Raw genomic sequence first — 14,786 nt, forward strand, 5'->3', positions numbered from 1 at the left:
GACCGGCGGCCATGCAGCCTTCCGATCTCGAGATCGCGCGCGCGACGCCGCTTCAGCCCATTGCCGCCATCGCCGCGAAGATCGGCATTCCGGAGGACGCGGTCGAGCCTTATGGCCGGCACAAGGCGAAGCTCGATATCGCCCGGCTGTCCCACGTCCCGCGCGGCAAGCTGATCCTGGTCACGGCGATCAACCCGACGCCGGCCGGCGAGGGCAAGACGACGACCTCGGTCGGGCTCGCCGACGCACTGAACCGATCCGGCCGCACGACAATGCTCTGCGTGCGCGAACCGTCGCTGGGCCCCTGTTTCGGCATGAAGGGCGGCGCGACCGGCGGCGGGCGCGCCCAGGTCGGGCCGATGGAGGATATCAACCTCCACTTCACCGGCGATTTTCACGCCGTCACCAGCGCGCACAATCTGCTCGCGGCGATGATCGACAATCACATTTATTGGGGAAACGTGCTCGGCATCGACGTGCGGCGGGTGGTCTGGCGGCGGGTGCTCGATATGAACGACCGCGCGCTGCGCGACATCGTGCAGTCGTTGGGCGGCACCGCGAACGGCTTTCCGCGCCAGTCCGGCTTCGACATCACCGTCGCGTCCGAAGTGATGGCGATCCTCTGCCTCGCGCGCGACGTCGACGACATGCGGGCGCGGCTCGGGCGCATCATCGTCGGCTACACGCGCGACCAGCAGCCGGTCACAGCCCACGACCTGAAGGCAGACGGCGCGATGGCGGCGTTGCTCGCAGAGGCGATCAAGCCCAATCTGGTGCAGACGCTCGAGGGCAATCCGGCGCTGCTGCACGGCGGCCCGTTCGCCAACATCGCCCATGGCTGCAACTCGGTGATCGCCACGACGACGGCACTTGCGCTCGCTGACTATGTGGTGACGGAGGCCGGCTTCGGGGCCGATCTGGGCGCCGAAAAATTCATGAACATCAAATGCCGCCAGGCCGGGCTCGCGCCCGACGCGGCCGTGATCGTCGCCACCGTCCGCGCGCTGAAGATGAACGGCGGCGTCGCCAAGGCAGAACTGGCCGCCGAGAACGTGGAGGCCGTGCGCGCCGGGGCGGTGAATCTCGTTCGTCACATCGAGAACGTCCATCAGTTCGGCGTGCCGGCCGTGGTCGCGATCAATCACTTCGGCACCGACACCGACGCGGAGATCGAGGTCGTTCGCGAGGCCGCGGCCGCGCATGGCGTGCGCGCGATCCTCTGCCGGCATTGGGCCGAAGGCAGCGCCGGCACGGCCGAGCTGGCCGAAGCGGTCGCCGACCTTGCCGACAAGGGCGCGCAGTTCGCGCCCTTGTACGACGACAGCCTGTCGCTCTTTGACAAGATCGACACGATCGCGACGCGCATCTACCGCGCCAAGCAGGCCGTCGCCGAACCGTCGGTGCTGGCGCAGCTGAAGCGGTTCGAAGAGATGGGCTTCGGCCATCTTCCGGTCTGCATCGCCAAGACCGCCTACAGCTTTTCCGCCGATCCGCATCTGCTCGGCGCGCCCACCGGGCACGTGCTGCCGGTGCGCGAAGTCCGGCTCGCCGCCGGCGCCGGCTTCGTGGTCGCAATCTGCGGTGAGATCATGACCATGCCCGGCCTGCCGCGCCATCCGGCCGCCGAGCATATCCATGTCGATGCGGCCGGGAACATCGAGGGCCTGTTCTGATGGCATCGGGGCTGTTCGCCCTGCTCGACGACGTCGCCGCGATCGCCAAGCTCGCGGCGGCGTCGCTGGACGATGTCGGTGCCGCGGCCGGCAAGGCGGGCGCCAAGGCCGCCGGCGTCGTGGTCGACGATACCGCCGTCACGCCGCGCTATGTGAGCGGCGTCACGCCCGACCGCGAGCTGCCGATCATCGCCCGGATCGCGCGCGGGTCGCTGTTCAACAAGCTCGTGATCCTGCTGCCGGCGGCGCTACTGCTGACCGCGCTTCTGCCCTGGGCGATTACGCCGTTGCTGATGCTGGGCGGCGCCTATCTGTGCTTCGAAGGCGTGGAGAAGCTGATCGAGGCGATCGGCGGCCACGACGCGCCGGACGAGCCCAATGAGACTGCGCAAGGATCGGCCGAAGTCGAGAAGGCGATGGTCAGCGGCGCGGTTCGCACCGACTTCATTCTGTCGGCCGAGATCATGGCAATCGCCCTCGGCGAGGTCGCCGGCCGACCGCTGCTGGTGCAGCTCGGCGCGCTTGCCATCGTCGCGCTGGCGATCACGATCGCAGTCTATGGCGTGGTCGGGCTGATCGTGAAGATGGACGATATCGGCCTGCACCTGGCGCAGCGGCGCGCGCGCGGTGTGCGGGCGGTGGGGCGCGGGCTGGTGCTCGCGATGCCGCGGGTGATGAGCGCGCTCGGGGCGATCGGCGTCGCCGCGATGATCTGGGTCGGCGGCGGCATCCTCGTGCACGGGCTGGAGGTGTTCCGGCTCGATGCGGTCCCGCACACGCTGCACGGCTGGAGCGAACGCGCGGCCGAAGCCTTTCCAATCGCGGCCGGGCTCGTCGGCTGGCTGGTCACCGCGCTCGGTTCCGGCGTGGTCGGGCTGGTGGCGGGGGGCGCGATCGCCGGCGCGCTGCACCTGATCCCGCCCAAGGGACACGCCTAAAGGCAGCGTTTAGCTTTTCTCGTTTGCGGGCGGCACATCGCGCGCCGAAGCTCGCGCCATGCTCCCACCTATGCTTCTCGCCCTCGCCGCTTCAGCCCCGCTTTCGGCAGAGGAGGCTCGCTGGAATGCGCCGGTCGCGCCGTTCCGGATCGCCGGGAACCTCTATTATGTCGGGACCGCCGAGCTCGCCTCGTATCTCGTGGTCGATCCGCAAGGCATGATCCTGCTCGACGGCGGACTGGAGGCGAGCGCACCCCTGATCCTCGACAATATCCGCGCGCTCGGTTTCGATCCGAAGCGCGTGCGCTACCTGATCAACAGCCAGGCACATTACGATCACGCCGGCGGGCTCGCCGCGCTGAAGGAGGCGACCGGTGCCGAGCTGCTCGCTTCGCCAGCCGATGCCGAATTGCTGGAACGTGGCGGCAGCGGCGATTTTCAATGGGGCGACCGGTTCATCTATCCGCCAGTCCAGGTCGATGGCCGGCTGCGCGATGGTGCGGAGCTGAAGCTCGGCGCGATCCGGATGACCGCGTACCTGACGCCCGGCCATACGCGCGGCTGCACGAGCTGGACGATGCCGGTGCAGGTCGACGGCCGCGCGCGCCAAGCCCTGTTCGTTTGCGGGGCCAGTGCGCCCGGCTACACGCTGGTCGGCAACGCGGCCTATCCATGGATCATGGACGATTTCCGCCGTTCCTTCGCGACCTGGCGCAAGCTGCCGTGCGACCTCTTCCTCGGCGCGCATGGCAGCTATTTCGGTCTGGCGGAGAAGCGGGCGCGGATGGCGCCGGGGCGGCCCAACCCGTTCGTGGATCCGAAAGGCTGCCGCGCCTTCCTGCAGGGTGCCGAGCAAAGGATCGAGGCGCAGGCCGCAAAGGGCGCTATGCAGGGCGGATGATCCGGCCCTACCTGCCGCTCAACAATCTGCGCGCATTCGAAGTGGCGGCGCGCCATTTGAGCTTCACCAATGCGGCCATCGAGCTACGCGTCACGCCGGCCGCGCTCAGTCATCAGGTGAAGGCCCTGGAGGACAGGCTGGGCCTGCCGCTGTTCCACCGCCTCCCGCGCGGCCTTGCGCTGACCGATGAAGGCCAGGCGATGCTGCCGGCGCTCAGCCGCTCGCTCGACGAGATCGCGGTGACGCTGGAGCAGTTGACCGGTAGCAGCCAGGCCGTGCTGAGCGTCGGCGCGGTGGGCACCTTCGCCGTCGCCTGGCTGCTGCCGCGGCTCGACCGGTTTCGCGCGGCGCACCCGGACATCGACCTTCGGCTTTCGACCAACAACAACCGCGTCGACATCGCGGAGGAAGGCCTGGATTTCGCGATCCGCTTCGGCGACGGCGCGTGGCACGGAACGGACGCGGAGCGGCTGCTTGATGCGCCCGTGACCCCGCTTTGCGCGCCTGAGATCGCGGCGAAGCTGTCGCGGCCGGAAGACCTGCCGGGCCAGACGCTGCTCCGCTCGTACCGCGTCGACGATTGGGTGCAGTGGTTCGCGGCGGCGGGCCTGAAGGCGCCGGTCTTGCGCGGGCCGATGTTCGATTCGTCCCGGCTGATGGCCGATGCCGCAATCGAGGGCCTGGGCGTCGCGCTCGCACCGCACGCGCTGCTCCAGCGTGAACTGGGGGATGGCCGGCTGGTGCGGCCGTTCGCGATCGAGGCCGATATTGGCGCCTATTGGCTGACCCGGCTCAAGTCCAAGCCGCTGTCGCGCGAGATGGAGGCGTTCCGCGCCTGGCTGTTCAGCGAGGCCGCTCCCTGTCCGTGAAACTGCGGAAGGTGATCGACCAGCGCGTCTCTTCGATCGGTGCGATGCTGTGTTCCCAGCCGTGCCGGGCCTCGTCCGACAAATGATAGGCGCCGCATGGGGGAAGCGGCAGCGAGCGGCGTTCGAATCCGCGCTCGATCCGCCGCCGCAAGCGCATCACCGCCGGCGCGCCGAGCGAGATGCCGACCACATGCTCGAACACCGGCCGGTCGCGATGCCAGCCGATGCCCGCGCCGGGATCGTAGCGGATCAGCAGAGCCTGAACGAGATCGTCCCGGCCCAGCCCCGCAAAGGCTGCGGCGCGCGCCTTGAGCGGCGTGAGCCAGTCCGGCATCGGATCGGTCTCGCCCAATCGTGCCGTGTCGAAATCATAGCGCCAGCCATAGGACGCGGTCAGCCGCTTGCCGGTCCAGCCCTGGAATCGGAATGGCGAGAGCGGAGCGGAGTCGATCGCCGCGATCAGGGCCGCTTCTTCGTCGGGGGCGATCAGATCGTCGACTGTCGCGAGGCCCGGCAGAACGGGCGTCCCGAACAGGTCGGCGGGCATGGTCTAGAGGCGGAACTCGACGCCTTCGCGGATTCGCCGTTCCAGCGCCTTCTTCATCGGGGCAACGTCGGGGGCAGGAACCGGGCTCGTCCGGGTCAGCAGCAGCGCGCAGAACACCGCGACGGCCGTGAAGACGATCAGAAAAACCGAGATCCAGATCATGTGCTACTCCCGGTCGCACCATCGCATGGTACGCGCGTTGGTTCCGTGCCGCTGTGCTGGACGGCACAGGGTCAGGACAAGGCTAATAGGTGGTTAATCGGGCGGCGGCGCCACATTGCCCGCGGCCGCCCCCGCGGTTAAGGGGCGGAAGCCCTGTCCGAGCGAGCGCGAATTGATGGTGGCCGATTCAGGGCTCAAACAGCTGCTGTTCGAGATGCGGGCGCCGCTCATGCGGATGCTGGCGGCGCGCGGCGCGACGTCCGACGAAGCCGAGGATCTGTTGCAGGAGCTGTTCGTCCGCCTAGAGACGCAAGCGATCGGGCCGGTCGGCGAGCCGCGCGCCTATCTCTACCGGATGGCGGACAATCTGTTCCTCGACCGGCGGCGCGCGGAAACGCGGCGTTCGGCGCGCGAGCAGCGCTGGGGCGAACAGGAGAGCGAGCCGCGGCCGACGCCTGAGCGCGAGCTGCAGGGACGTGAGCGGCTGGCGATGGTCTCGGCAGCACTTGCCGCCCTGCCCGAACGGACGGTCGATATCTTCCGCCGCTTCCGCCTCGACGGCGACTCGCAGCGGCTGATCGCCGGCGACCTCGGCATCAGCCTCAGCGCCGTCGAAAAGCATCTCCAGCGCGCCTACCGGACCGTGACCGACATTCGCGCCCGGCTGGATGCGGAAATCGAGGCGCCGCGGCGTCCTTCGTGCGATGACGGCCAGGATGACAGCTGAGGAGAGCATCAGGGCGCAGGCAATCGCCTGGCGCGTCCGGCTGGCCGATGGCGACGCCGCGGCCTGGGAGAGCTTTGTCGCCTGGCTTGAGCTCTCGCCCGATCACGCGCACGCCTACGACCTCGTTGCGCTCGGCGAAGGCGATGCGGTGCGCGCGCTTGCGGTGCCCGCGACGGTTCCTGTGGCCGCCAATGACGAGGGACCGCGGCCGGCGCGCCGGCTGTGGATGGGGATCGGCGGGGCTGCTGCGGCCGTCATGCTTGCGATCGTCGGCGCGCCGATGCTCCAGTCCGGCGCCTATGCGGTCGAGACCGGTCCGGGCGAGCAGCGGCAGATAGCGCTGGCGGACGGCACCCGCATCACCCTGAACGGCGGCACTCGGATCGAGCTCGACCGCTCCCGCCCGCGGCTGGCCCGACTGGATTCCGGCGAGGCCCATTTCGCAGTGGTCCATGACGCCGGGTCGCCGTTCCGCGTGAAGCTCGGCGACGCGGTGGTGCAGGATGTGGGCACGACGTTCGACCTCGTGCGCGACGATGCCGGAAACCGGGTCGAGGTTGCCGAAGGCGCCGTTCGCTATAATCCGGATCGCGAGAATGTCTCGCTGACCGCGGGCCAGACATTGGTCGATCCCGCCGGTGACGATCCTTTGCGCGTGGGCCAGCGCCGCCCGTCCGCCATCGGCAGCTGGACCAGCGGCCGGCTCAGCTACGACCAGGAGCCGCTGGAGCGCGTCGCGGCCGAGCTGTCGCGCACGATCGGTGTTTCGATCGCTGTCGCCCCCGAAGTCGCGGCGCGCAGCTTCTCCGGAACGATCCGGATCGGTCATGACCGCGCCCGGGTCGTGGAGCGTGCGGCGGCCTTGCTCGGCCTGGCGGCGCGGCGCACAGCGACAGGATGGATATTCGAATCCCGTCTGCGTGAGACTCGCTGACCTGCTCTTGTTGACGGCGGGCACATGCGTCTGCGCCGGTGCTGCGAACGCGGCCGAGCCGCGTGCGTTCGATATCGACTCGGGGCGGCTGAGCGGCGCGCTCGTTCATTTCGGCGAGCAGGCGGGCGTGTCGGTGGGCCTGACCGACGCCCGGCTGGCGCGCCGGCATACGCGCGGCGTCCAGGGCCGGATGAGCAGCGAAGTCGCGCTCCAGCATCTCCTTGCCGGCACCGGCGCGACCTATCGGTTCGTCGATGCAGAAACGGTGCGCATCGTCGCTGCGCCGTCCCGGCACGCAACGGCCTTCCGGACCTCCGTGCCAGCTTCGTCCGACGATGCGCCGGAACCCGACATCGTCGTCGCCGCGAGCAAGCAGGCGCTTCCGCTGGCGCAATTCCCCGGCTCAGTCGTCCGCATCGCGCTGGATCTGGACCAGGCCGGACGCGCCACGTCTGCCGGCACGCAGGTGCTGGTCGACGGCCTGCCGACACTCGCCTCGACCCATCTTGGTCCGGGCCGGGACAAATTATTCGTGCGGGGGATTGCCGACAGCAGCTTCAACGGGCCGACGCCGGCGACCGTCGCGCAATATTTCGGCGATGTGCGCCTCAATTACGCGGCGCCCGATCCCGATCTCAATCTGTACGATATGGCCAGCGCCGAAGTGCTCGAAGGCCCGCAGGGGACGCTCTACGGCAGCGCCGCCCTGGGCGGCATCGTGCGCCTGGTGCCCAATGTTCCAAAGCTTGGGCAGGCGCAAGGCTCGGCGGTGGTCGGGCTCTCCGATACCGCGCATGGCGAGTCCGGTGGAGATGCCGCCGCGATGCTCAACCTGCCGTTGAGCTCGGACCTGGCGATGCGGGTCGTCGGCTATGGCGCGCGCGATCCCGGCTATATCGACGATATCGGCCGCGGGTTGAACGACGTGAACCGGACGACCAGCTATGGCGGGCGGATCGCGTTCCGCTTTGCACCCCATGATGGCCTGACGATCGATGCTGGTGCAGTGCTTCAGAATCTGGCCAGTCGCGACGGCCAATATGCCGAACGCGGCCTGCCGCCGCTCACCCGCCGATCCGCCATCGCGCAGCCGTTCGATAATGACTATCGCCTTGGATATCTGAGCATCTCGACGGACGTCCGCGGGGCTTCGCTGACGTCTTCGACCGGAATCGTCCGGCACGACCTCGAAACCGTGTTCGATGCCACGCCGCGGTTCGGAACGCCGGCCGCCTATACCGAGGATCTGCGGATCACCCTCCTGACCCACGAGACCCGGATATCGGGCGGCGACGCGCGCGGCTTCAACTGGCTCGCGGGCCTGAGCGCACTTCACAACGAGACGCGGTCGGCGCGCAAGATCGGTCCCGATGACACAGCCGTTCCGCTGCTCGGCGTTCGCAACGACAATAATGAAATCGCGCTGTTCGGGCAGGCCTCGATCCCGCTGCTCGATGACGTCATCCTGACCGCCGGCGCGCGCGTCAATTATGATGAAGCGAGCGGGCAGGTGATCGGCGAAACTGTTCCCAAGCGGTCGGAGCCCAAGCGCCGCAATCTGCGCTGGCTGCCGATGGCGGCGATCGCGTGGCGGCCGAGCGCGCGCTGGCTGGTCTTTGCCCATTATCAGGAAGGCTTCCGCCCCGGTGGACTGTCGATCACCGGGCGGATGACCGCGGACAAATTCGTGTCCGACTCGATCTCCACGATCGAGGCGGGCTTCCGGTTCGGCGACAGCGGCATCGATCGCTTCGCCGCCGCAGTCACTGTGTCGGGTGCCCGCTGGGACAGCATCCAGGCCGACCTGATCCGTCCCAACGGCCTGCCCTTCACCAGCAACATCGGCGACGGGCATGTGCTTGGCCTGGAAGGGCAGGTCGACTGGCGGCCCACCGACGCGCTCGGCCTTCAGGCCGGGTTGTTTCTCAACACCTCGTCGCTCGATGATCCCGCCCCGCCCTTTGTCGCCGCGGACGAGCGGGAGTTGCCGAATGTCGCCGAAGCCGGCGGCCGCATCGGCATTTCCTATCGCCGCCAGCTCCGGCGTGGCCTCGCGCTTAATGCGGGAGGATCGCTCCGCTATGTCGGCCGCTCCTCGCTCGGCATCGGCGCGCCGATCGACGTGCGCCAGGGCGGCTATGCGGAAGCGGCGTTGAACGCGCGGGTCGGCAGCGACCGGGTGGGCGTGTCACTCTCCGTCACCAATCTAACCGACGTGCGCGGCAACCGCTTTGCCTTTGGTGATCCGTTCGCGATCGCGGCGCGCAACCAGATCACGCCGCTTCGCCCCCGCACCATCAGGATCGCAGTCGATGGCCGGTTCTGACAGGCTGCTGCTCGCCTCGATCCACGACGTCGGGCCGCGCTTCGAGCGCGAGGTGGACACGCTCGCAGCCGCGATCGAGCGGGCGACCGGCAGCACGCGCTTTGCAATGCTGGTCGTGCCGGATCACTGGGATTCGGCGCCGATCGCGCGTGACCCGGCCTTTCAACGGCGCCTTCGGGGCTGGTCCGATGCGGGGATCGAGATGTTCCTTCATGGGTGGCGCCACCGCGACGACCAGCCGACCGGCTTCAAGGCGCGCCACCTGACTGCAGGCGAGGGCGAGTTCCTGCACCTGGACGAGGCCGAGGCCGCGCGCCGCATGGTCGAAGGCCGCAAGCTGGTTGAGGACGTGATCGGTCGGCCGGTTGCCGGCTTCGTCGCCCCGGCCTGGCTCTACGGCCCCGGCGCCCGTGCAGCCCTAAACGAGCTGCGTTTTCTCTTGGCGGAAGACCATTTTCGTGTGTGGCAACCCACCGACGGCGCGGTTCTCGCGCGCGGCCCGGTGATCAGCTGGGCCAGCCGCAGCCGGGCGCGAATCGCCAGCTCGCTGCTGTTCGCCGGCGTCGCGCGCAGCGTGCTCGCCCCGCAGCGGGTGGTCCGTATCGCCCTGCACCCCGGCGACACCGGCGTCCCCTCGCTGATGGCGAGCATCGATCGCACGCTCCGCCACTTCGCGCGCACGCACCGGCCGGCCGGCTATGCCGATCTGGTGCGGGAAAGAGACATGGGCGCCGTCTAGCATGCCGCGCAGTGCGGGTCCTGGACGTCCGCGGCGTCTTAGGCCTGACAACAAGCGAGGGCCTGCGTGTATTTCCCCGAAGCGACAGTTCCAGCCCCGGCCCAGTTCATCGAATTGGGCGGGGCGGAACGCTCCGGTCCGCTCGATCGGCTCAAGGCCAGCGGCCCGATCGCCTGGATCGGCGCCGCGATCACCCTGGGCGTGCTTTGTGCCGTTCTGTGGCAATTGCGGACGCTGCACATCCGGCAAATCCTCGAGGACATTCCGAGGACGCCTGTCTTCTGGATGCTGTTCGGCGCTTATTACGTCACCGCGCCGCTGGCGGATTGGATCATCTTCCGCAGGCTCTGGCGCATCCCCGCGGCCGGCTTCGCGGCACTGACCCGCAAGCTGATCGGCAACGAGCTGCTGCTCGGCTATTCGGGCGAGCTGCATTTCTATAGCTGGGCGCGGTCGCGGACCGACCTGCCGGGCGCCCCGTTCGGCGCGATCAAGGACGTCGCGATCCTTTCCGCCGTCGTCGGCAACGTGACGACGCTTGCGATGCTGGCCTTCGCCTATCCTGCGTTCGTGTCGCTCAATCTGGGCATGCGGGGCGGCACCTTCGCCTTGTCCGTCGGCATCATCCTGTTGTCGTCGCTCGCCCCGATGCTGTTCCGGCGCAGGCTGTTCGGCCTCGCCAGAGCCGACCTGCTGTTCATCTCTGCCGTCCATTTCGCCCGGATCGTCACGATGACCACGCTCGCCGCATTGATGTGGCATGTGGTGCTGCCCGGCCAGCCGGTAGGGCTCTGGCTGCTGCTGGCGACGATGCGGCTGCTGATCTCGCGCCTGCCGCTGCTGCCGAACAAGGACCTGGTCTTTGCCGGCATCGCCGTCCTGATGATGGGCCATGATGTCGAGATCGGCACCATGATGACGATGATCGCGACCCTGATTTTGACCACGCATTTGACCGTCGGCGCGGCGCTGGTCGGGTCGGAAATCGCGAGCTGGGGTCGGCGGTGATTGCCGCTGTCGCACTCGCTGTCGCTGCGCTGCCGTCATCGCGACCGGATCTCGGCGTCGCGGAGGGACACTGCCGGCACGACGAACCCGGCCCTGCATTCCTGGTCGATGTGGTTGGGCTGAAGGACCGCAAGGGCCTGATCCGGCTCGAGCTCTATCCGGCAAATGACGAGGACTTCCTGGCCGACGACAATGCGCTGGTCGCGGCCGGGAAGACGTTCCGCCGCGTCGAGCGGCTGGTGCCGCAAACCGGGCCGGTCGAGTTGTGCATTCGCGCGCCCGCCCCCGGCGTCTACGCGCTGTCGCTGCTCCACGATCGCGACGGCAACCGCAAATTCAGCTTCCTGAGCGACGGAGTCGGTTTTCCCGGCGATCCGCAGCTTGGCTTCCGCAAGCCGCACGCGGCCGCGGCCAGCGCCGAAGTCGGCACCGGCGTCCGCCGCCTCAGCGTGCGGATGAACTATCGCCGCGGCCTGTTCTCGTTCGGCCCGATCACGGGCGTCCGGCGATGAAGATCGTCGACGTCTGCGCCTTCTACGCGCCCAAGGGCGGCGGCGTGCGGACCTATATCGACCGCAAGCTCGCCGCCGCACCCTCCTTCGGCCATGAGCTCACGGTGATCGCGCCGGGCCCGTGTGACCGGGTCGAGCAGCGCGGCCCCGGTGCGTCGATCCGCTGGATCGCGGCACCCGCTTTTCCGCTCGACCGCAACTATCGCTATTTCGGCCATCCGGTTGCGCTGCACGACGCGCTCGATGCGGAGCGGCCCGACATGGTCGAGGTCTCCTCGCCCTGGCGCAGCGCCGCTACCGTTGCCGGATGGCGCGGGCGGGCGCCGCGTTCGCTGGTCATGCATGCCGATCCGCTGTCGGCCTATGCCTATCGCTGGTTCGAGCCGGTCGCTTCGCGCGCGACGATCGACCGCCACTTCGGCTGGTTCTGGCGCCATCTGCGGCGGCTCGACGAAAGCTATGCCCAGGTGGTCAGCGCGAGCGGGGAGCTGTCGCGGCGGTTGCGCGACGGCGGCCTTCAGAATGTCGTGACGATCCCGATGGGCGTAGATCCGGGGATTTTCTCGCCCGGCCTGCGCGATGAAGGGCTGCGTGCCTCGCTGCTTGCCGATTGCGGTCTTGGCGCCGATGGGCTGCTGCTGCTCGGCGTCGGACGGCTGGCGCCCGAGAAGCGCTGGCCGATGATCGTCGAAGCGGCGGCCGCGGCCGGCAGCCATGCCCCGGTGGCGCTGTTGCTGGTCGGCGCGGGGCGGGAGCGCGCGCGTATCGTCCGGCAGATCGGCGGCAATCCGCATATCCGGCTTGCCGGCCCGGTCGGTGATCGCGCGGCGCTGGCGCGGCTGATGGCGAGCGCCGACGCGCTGGTGCATGGCTGCGAGGCGGAAACCTTCTGCATGGTGGCCGCCGAAGCGAAGGCGTCGGGCCTGAACTTAATCGTCCCCGATCAGGGCGGCGCATCGGATCAGGCGTGCGGTCCCGGCGACGTCCGCTTCCGCGCCGGCTCCGCCGCGGACGCCGCCGCCGCAATCGTGCGCTTTGCCCTCAGCCCGCCGGCCGCGGCGTTGACGCACCGCCCGCGCGAGATGGACGATCATTTCCGGGAACTGTTCGACAGCTATCGCGCCATCGTTGCCGAAAGGTGTGCGGCGTGATCCTCGAAGAACTGAGCAAGCCCCTGGCTCCCGTCGCCGAACCGCCGGCTTTGCGCCGGCTCCGCCCTGCCAGGCGACGCAACCAGCTCGATTGCGGCTGCCTCGCCGCGATTGCGCGCCTGATGATCTGGGCCACCCGCGGCAACGGCCGCTGATTGCACTCTAGGTTTTTGGGGCGGCGCACACCATCTATGCGCCTTCATGCCTTTTCCAGACCTTCCCCCCTCGCTCGCCGAAGCGCTTGTCGCGCGCGGCTATCAGACGCCAACCCCGGTCCAGGCCGCCGTTCTTGAAGAAAGTGCGCGCGGACGTGACCTGATAGTCTCCGCCCAGACCGGCTCGGGCAAGACGGTCGCGTTCGGCCTCGCCATGGCGCCCGAGCTGCTGGACGACGGCGGGAGCCCCGGCCGGCCGGATGTGCCGCGTGCGCTGGTGATCGCGCCGACGCGCGAGCTGGCGCTGCAGGTCAGCCGCGAGCTGATCTGGCTCTATGGCAAGGCCGGCGCGCGGATCGCCACCTGCGTCGGCGGCATGGACGCGTCGAAGGAGCGGCGTGCGCTGTCGCATGGCGCGCACATCGTGGTCGGAACGCCGGGCCGGCTGCGCGACCACCTCGAACGCGGCGCGCTGGAGCTGTCCGGTTTGCGTGTCGCGGTGCTCGACGAAGCGGACGAGATGCTCGACATGGGTTTTCGCGAGGATCTAGAAGAAATCCTCGACGCGACCCCGAGCGAGCGCCGCACCCTGCTGTTCTCGGCGACGATGCCCAAGCCGATCGTTGCGCTCGCCAAGCGCTACCAGCGGGATGCGCTGCGCATCTCGACCGTGGGCGAGGATCGCGGCCATGGCGACATCGAATATCAGGCGCTCGCCGTCGCGCCGTCCGACGTCGAGCATGCCGTGGTGAACCTGCTGCGCCTGCACGAGGCGGAGACGGCGATGCTGTTCTGTGCGACGCGCGAGAATGTCCGGCACCTGCACGCAACCCTGGTCGAACGCGGTTTCGCCGCCGTCGCGCTGTCGGGCGAGCACAGCCAGAACGAACGCAATGCGGCGCTCCAGGCGCTTCGCGACCGGCGCGCCCGCGTCTGTGTCGCAACCGATGTCGCCGCCCGCGGCATCGACTTGCCGTCGCTGAGCCTCGTCATCCATGTCGAGCTGCCGCGCGATGCCGAGACACTGCAGCACCGTTCGGGCCGCACCGGCCGCGCGGGCAAGAAGGGCACTGCCGTGCTGGTGGTGCCGTTCCAGCGTCGCCGCCGGGTCGAGATGATGCTGCGCGGCGCCCGCATCCCGGCGCGCTGGATCGACCCGCCGACGCCCGAGGCGATCCGGCTTCAGGACCGCGAGCGCCTTGTCGCGGCCTTGCTCGAACCGGTCGAAATCGATGAAGAGGACCGGGCGATCGCGGCGCGGCTGATTGCCGAGCGCAGCCCGGAGGACATTGCGGCCGCCCTCGTCCGCGCCCATCGCGCCGCGCTGCCCGAGCCGGAGGAATTGCTCGGTCACAGCGCGCCGGCCGAGCGCCGCGACGAGCGCGGGTATCGTGGCGGATTCGAGGATACGGTCTGGTTCCGGATCGATATCGGCCGGCGCCACAACGCGGATCCGCGCTGGATCCTGCCTTTGCTCTGCCGGCGCGGGCACATCACCAAGGCGGAAGTCGGCGCGATCCGGATCGCGCCTTCGGAAACCCAGTTCGATGTGCCGCGCGCCGTCGCCGATCGCTTCATCGCGTCATGGAAGCGCACCGCGGACAAGGGCGACGACGAAAGCGGCATCGCCCTCGCCCTGGTGCAGGGTGGGCCGATGAAGCACGAGCCGCGCAAATCCTACAAGCCAAAGCCCTTCGCGCATGGCAGGAAGCCTCAGCGGAAGGGGAGAGCATGAGCGAGAAATTCGAACGGCACCGGCAGCCGTGGCGGCCGGACGAAGTCCAGAAGCTTCACACGCTGGCGAAGAAGGGCATGGCGCTGAAGGCGATCGCCAAGGCGCTCACCCGCAGCGAGGAGTCGGTCAAGGACCGCGCCAAGCTCGACGGCCTGTCGATCGCGAAGCTCCGCTAATCGAGCAGCTTGCGGACGCGGTCCCGCACCGCGCGGATGCGGCTCGCGGCTTCCTCGAAGGTCTGCACGTCGGCCCGGTTGCTGTTGGCGCGCGCGTCCTTGGCGGAATCCATATAGCCTTCAAGATCCGCGTCGAGCGCATCCACGATGATCTCCGCTTCGTCTTCGGTGAGCTTCAGCTGGATCGACTTCGTCATCTTTGTCCTCGGTCTGACAGGTTTCCGCCGCCCATA

At 68.7% G+C, this 14,786-nt stretch carries 17 protein-coding genes; 14 read left to right on the forward strand and 3 right to left on the reverse strand.

Features of this window, described 5'->3' with window-relative positions:
- Positions 1–11: 11 nt before the first annotated feature.
- From SCH01S_RS11610 to SCH01S_RS11625, 4 genes are read left to right on the forward strand one after another with little or no spacing between them, the layout of a single operon-like run.
- Positions 12–1,673: a formate--tetrahydrofolate ligase gene (locus tag SCH01S_RS11610; protein WP_046348986.1), complete on the forward strand. Its 1,662-nt coding sequence runs from the start codon at positions 12–14 to the stop codon at positions 1,671–1,673.
- A complete protein-coding gene (locus SCH01S_RS11615) occupies positions 1,673–2,611 on the forward strand; it encodes a DUF808 domain-containing protein (RefSeq protein ID WP_046348987.1) in 939 nt (312 codons plus the stop codon). Before SCH01S_RS11610 ends, SCH01S_RS11615 begins: the two co-directional genes overlap by 1 nt.
- Before the next feature lie 58 nt (positions 2,612–2,669).
- Complete coding sequence (gene bla / locus SCH01S_RS11620; RefSeq protein WP_052733918.1) at positions 2,670–3,512, forward strand: subclass B3 metallo-beta-lactamase; 843 nt, start codon at positions 2,670–2,672, stop codon at positions 3,510–3,512.
- On the forward strand, positions 3,509–4,381 hold the full coding sequence (locus SCH01S_RS11625) for a LysR family transcriptional regulator (RefSeq protein ID WP_174436038.1): 873 nt from the start codon (positions 3,509–3,511) through the stop codon (positions 4,379–4,381). Before bla ends, SCH01S_RS11625 begins: the two co-directional genes overlap by 4 nt.
- Here SCH01S_RS11625 and SCH01S_RS11630 read toward each other — a convergent pair.
- Both SCH01S_RS11630 and SCH01S_RS16520 read right to left on the reverse strand, forming a co-directional pair.
- Positions 4,356–4,928, reverse strand: coding sequence for an alpha-ketoglutarate-dependent dioxygenase AlkB (locus tag SCH01S_RS11630; RefSeq protein ID WP_046348989.1), 573 nt, complete (start codon positions 4,926–4,928; stop codon positions 4,356–4,358). The genes SCH01S_RS11625 and SCH01S_RS11630 overlap by 26 nt on opposite strands.
- Positions 4,929–4,931: 3 nt before the next feature.
- Positions 4,932–5,090: a hypothetical protein gene (locus SCH01S_RS16520; protein WP_157032908.1), complete on the reverse strand. Its 159-nt coding sequence runs from the start codon at positions 5,088–5,090 to the stop codon at positions 4,932–4,934.
- 175 nt (positions 5,091–5,265) lie between these two features.
- Here SCH01S_RS16520 and SCH01S_RS11635 point away from each other — a divergent pair, with 175 nt between their 5' ends.
- The 10 genes from SCH01S_RS11635 to SCH01S_RS11675 all read left to right on the forward strand — a co-directional run bounded on the left by SCH01S_RS11635 (position 5,266) and on the right by SCH01S_RS11675 (position 14,553).
- Positions 5,266–5,817 (forward strand): RNA polymerase sigma factor, encoded by a 552-nt coding sequence (locus SCH01S_RS11635; protein ID WP_046348990.1) that lies wholly within the window; start codon positions 5,266–5,268, stop codon positions 5,815–5,817.
- On the forward strand, positions 5,807–6,751 hold the full coding sequence (locus SCH01S_RS11640) for a FecR family protein (RefSeq protein WP_046348991.1): 945 nt from the start codon (positions 5,807–5,809) through the stop codon (positions 6,749–6,751). Before SCH01S_RS11635 ends, SCH01S_RS11640 begins: the two co-directional genes overlap by 11 nt.
- Positions 6,738–9,077: a TonB-dependent receptor gene (locus SCH01S_RS11645; RefSeq protein WP_046348992.1), complete on the forward strand. Its 2,340-nt coding sequence runs from the start codon at positions 6,738–6,740 to the stop codon at positions 9,075–9,077. Before SCH01S_RS11640 ends, SCH01S_RS11645 begins: the two co-directional genes overlap by 14 nt.
- The gene (locus SCH01S_RS11650) at positions 9,064–9,816 is read left to right on the forward strand and encodes a DUF2334 domain-containing protein (RefSeq protein ID WP_046348993.1); all 753 of its coding nucleotides are present in this window, start codon (positions 9,064–9,066) and stop codon (positions 9,814–9,816) included. The genes SCH01S_RS11645 and SCH01S_RS11650 overlap by 14 nt, the downstream gene beginning before the upstream one ends.
- A 66-nt stretch (positions 9,817–9,882) precedes the next feature.
- On the forward strand, positions 9,883–10,824 hold the full coding sequence (locus SCH01S_RS11655) for a hypothetical protein (RefSeq protein ID WP_157032909.1): 942 nt from the start codon (positions 9,883–9,885) through the stop codon (positions 10,822–10,824).
- Positions 10,821–11,336 carry a DUF2141 domain-containing protein gene (locus SCH01S_RS11660; protein ID WP_245612246.1) on the forward strand — a complete coding sequence of 172 codons (516 nt, stop codon included), beginning with the start codon at positions 10,821–10,823 and terminating at the stop codon, positions 11,334–11,336. Before SCH01S_RS11655 ends, SCH01S_RS11660 begins: the two co-directional genes overlap by 4 nt.
- Entirely contained in the window at positions 11,333–12,487 is a 1,155-nt protein-coding gene (locus SCH01S_RS11665; RefSeq protein WP_046348996.1) for a glycosyltransferase, read from the forward strand. Before SCH01S_RS11660 ends, SCH01S_RS11665 begins: the two co-directional genes overlap by 4 nt.
- The gene (locus SCH01S_RS16525) at positions 12,484–12,642 is read left to right on the forward strand and encodes a hypothetical protein (RefSeq protein WP_157032910.1); all 159 of its coding nucleotides are present in this window, start codon (positions 12,484–12,486) and stop codon (positions 12,640–12,642) included. The genes SCH01S_RS11665 and SCH01S_RS16525 overlap by 4 nt, the downstream gene beginning before the upstream one ends.
- A 46-nt stretch (positions 12,643–12,688) precedes the next feature.
- Positions 12,689–14,377 (forward strand): DEAD/DEAH box helicase, encoded by a 1,689-nt coding sequence (locus SCH01S_RS11670; protein ID WP_046348997.1) that lies wholly within the window; start codon positions 12,689–12,691, stop codon positions 14,375–14,377.
- Positions 14,374–14,553: a hypothetical protein gene (locus SCH01S_RS11675; protein ID WP_046348998.1), complete on the forward strand. Its 180-nt coding sequence runs from the start codon at positions 14,374–14,376 to the stop codon at positions 14,551–14,553. The genes SCH01S_RS11670 and SCH01S_RS11675 overlap by 4 nt, the downstream gene beginning before the upstream one ends.
- On the opposite strand, the gene SCH01S_RS11680 is transcribed toward SCH01S_RS11675, so the two are convergent.
- Positions 14,550–14,750 (reverse strand): hypothetical protein, encoded by a 201-nt coding sequence (locus SCH01S_RS11680; protein WP_046348999.1) that lies wholly within the window; start codon positions 14,748–14,750, stop codon positions 14,550–14,552. The genes SCH01S_RS11675 and SCH01S_RS11680 overlap by 4 nt on opposite strands.
- Positions 14,751–14,786: the final 36 nt, after the last annotated feature.

The organism is Sphingomonas changbaiensis NBRC 104936 (assembly GCF_000974765.1).
GTDB classification, from domain to species: domain Bacteria; phylum Pseudomonadota; class Alphaproteobacteria; order Sphingomonadales; family Sphingomonadaceae; genus Sphingomonas_B; species Sphingomonas_B changbaiensis.

Coding starts and splice junctions, on each gene's coding strand:
- SCH01S_RS11665 (WP_046348996.1), top strand. CDS start 11,333: ATGAAGATCGTCGACGTCTGCGCCTTCTACGCGCCCAAGGGCGGCGGC.
- SCH01S_RS11675 (WP_046348998.1), top strand. CDS start 14,374: ATGAGCGAGAAATTCGAACGGCACCGGCAGCCGTGGCGGCCGGACGAA.
- SCH01S_RS11610 (WP_046348986.1), top strand. CDS start 12: ATGCAGCCTTCCGATCTCGAGATCGCGCGCGCGACGCCGCTTCAGCCC.
- SCH01S_RS11625 (WP_174436038.1), top strand. CDS start 3,509: ATGATCCGGCCCTACCTGCCGCTCAACAATCTGCGCGCATTCGAAGTG.
- bla (WP_052733918.1), top strand. CDS start 2,670: ATGCTCCCACCTATGCTTCTCGCCCTCGCCGCTTCAGCCCCGCTTTCG.
- SCH01S_RS11640 (WP_046348991.1), top strand. CDS start 5,807: ATGACAGCTGAGGAGAGCATCAGGGCGCAGGCAATCGCCTGGCGCGTC.
- SCH01S_RS16520 (WP_157032908.1), bottom strand. CDS start 5,090: ATGATCTGGATCTCGGTTTTTCTGATCGTCTTCACGGCCGTCGCGGTG.
- SCH01S_RS11670 (WP_046348997.1), top strand. CDS start 12,689: ATGCCTTTTCCAGACCTTCCCCCCTCGCTCGCCGAAGCGCTTGTCGCG.
- SCH01S_RS11615 (WP_046348987.1), top strand. CDS start 1,673: ATGGCATCGGGGCTGTTCGCCCTGCTCGACGACGTCGCCGCGATCGCC.
- SCH01S_RS11650 (WP_046348993.1), top strand. CDS start 9,064: ATGGCCGGTTCTGACAGGCTGCTGCTCGCCTCGATCCACGACGTCGGG.
- SCH01S_RS11635 (WP_046348990.1), top strand. CDS start 5,266: ATGGTGGCCGATTCAGGGCTCAAACAGCTGCTGTTCGAGATGCGGGCG.
- SCH01S_RS11680 (WP_046348999.1), bottom strand. CDS start 14,750: ATGACGAAGTCGATCCAGCTGAAGCTCACCGAAGACGAAGCGGAGATC.
- SCH01S_RS11630 (WP_046348989.1), bottom strand. CDS start 4,928: ATGCCCGCCGACCTGTTCGGGACGCCCGTTCTGCCGGGCCTCGCGACA.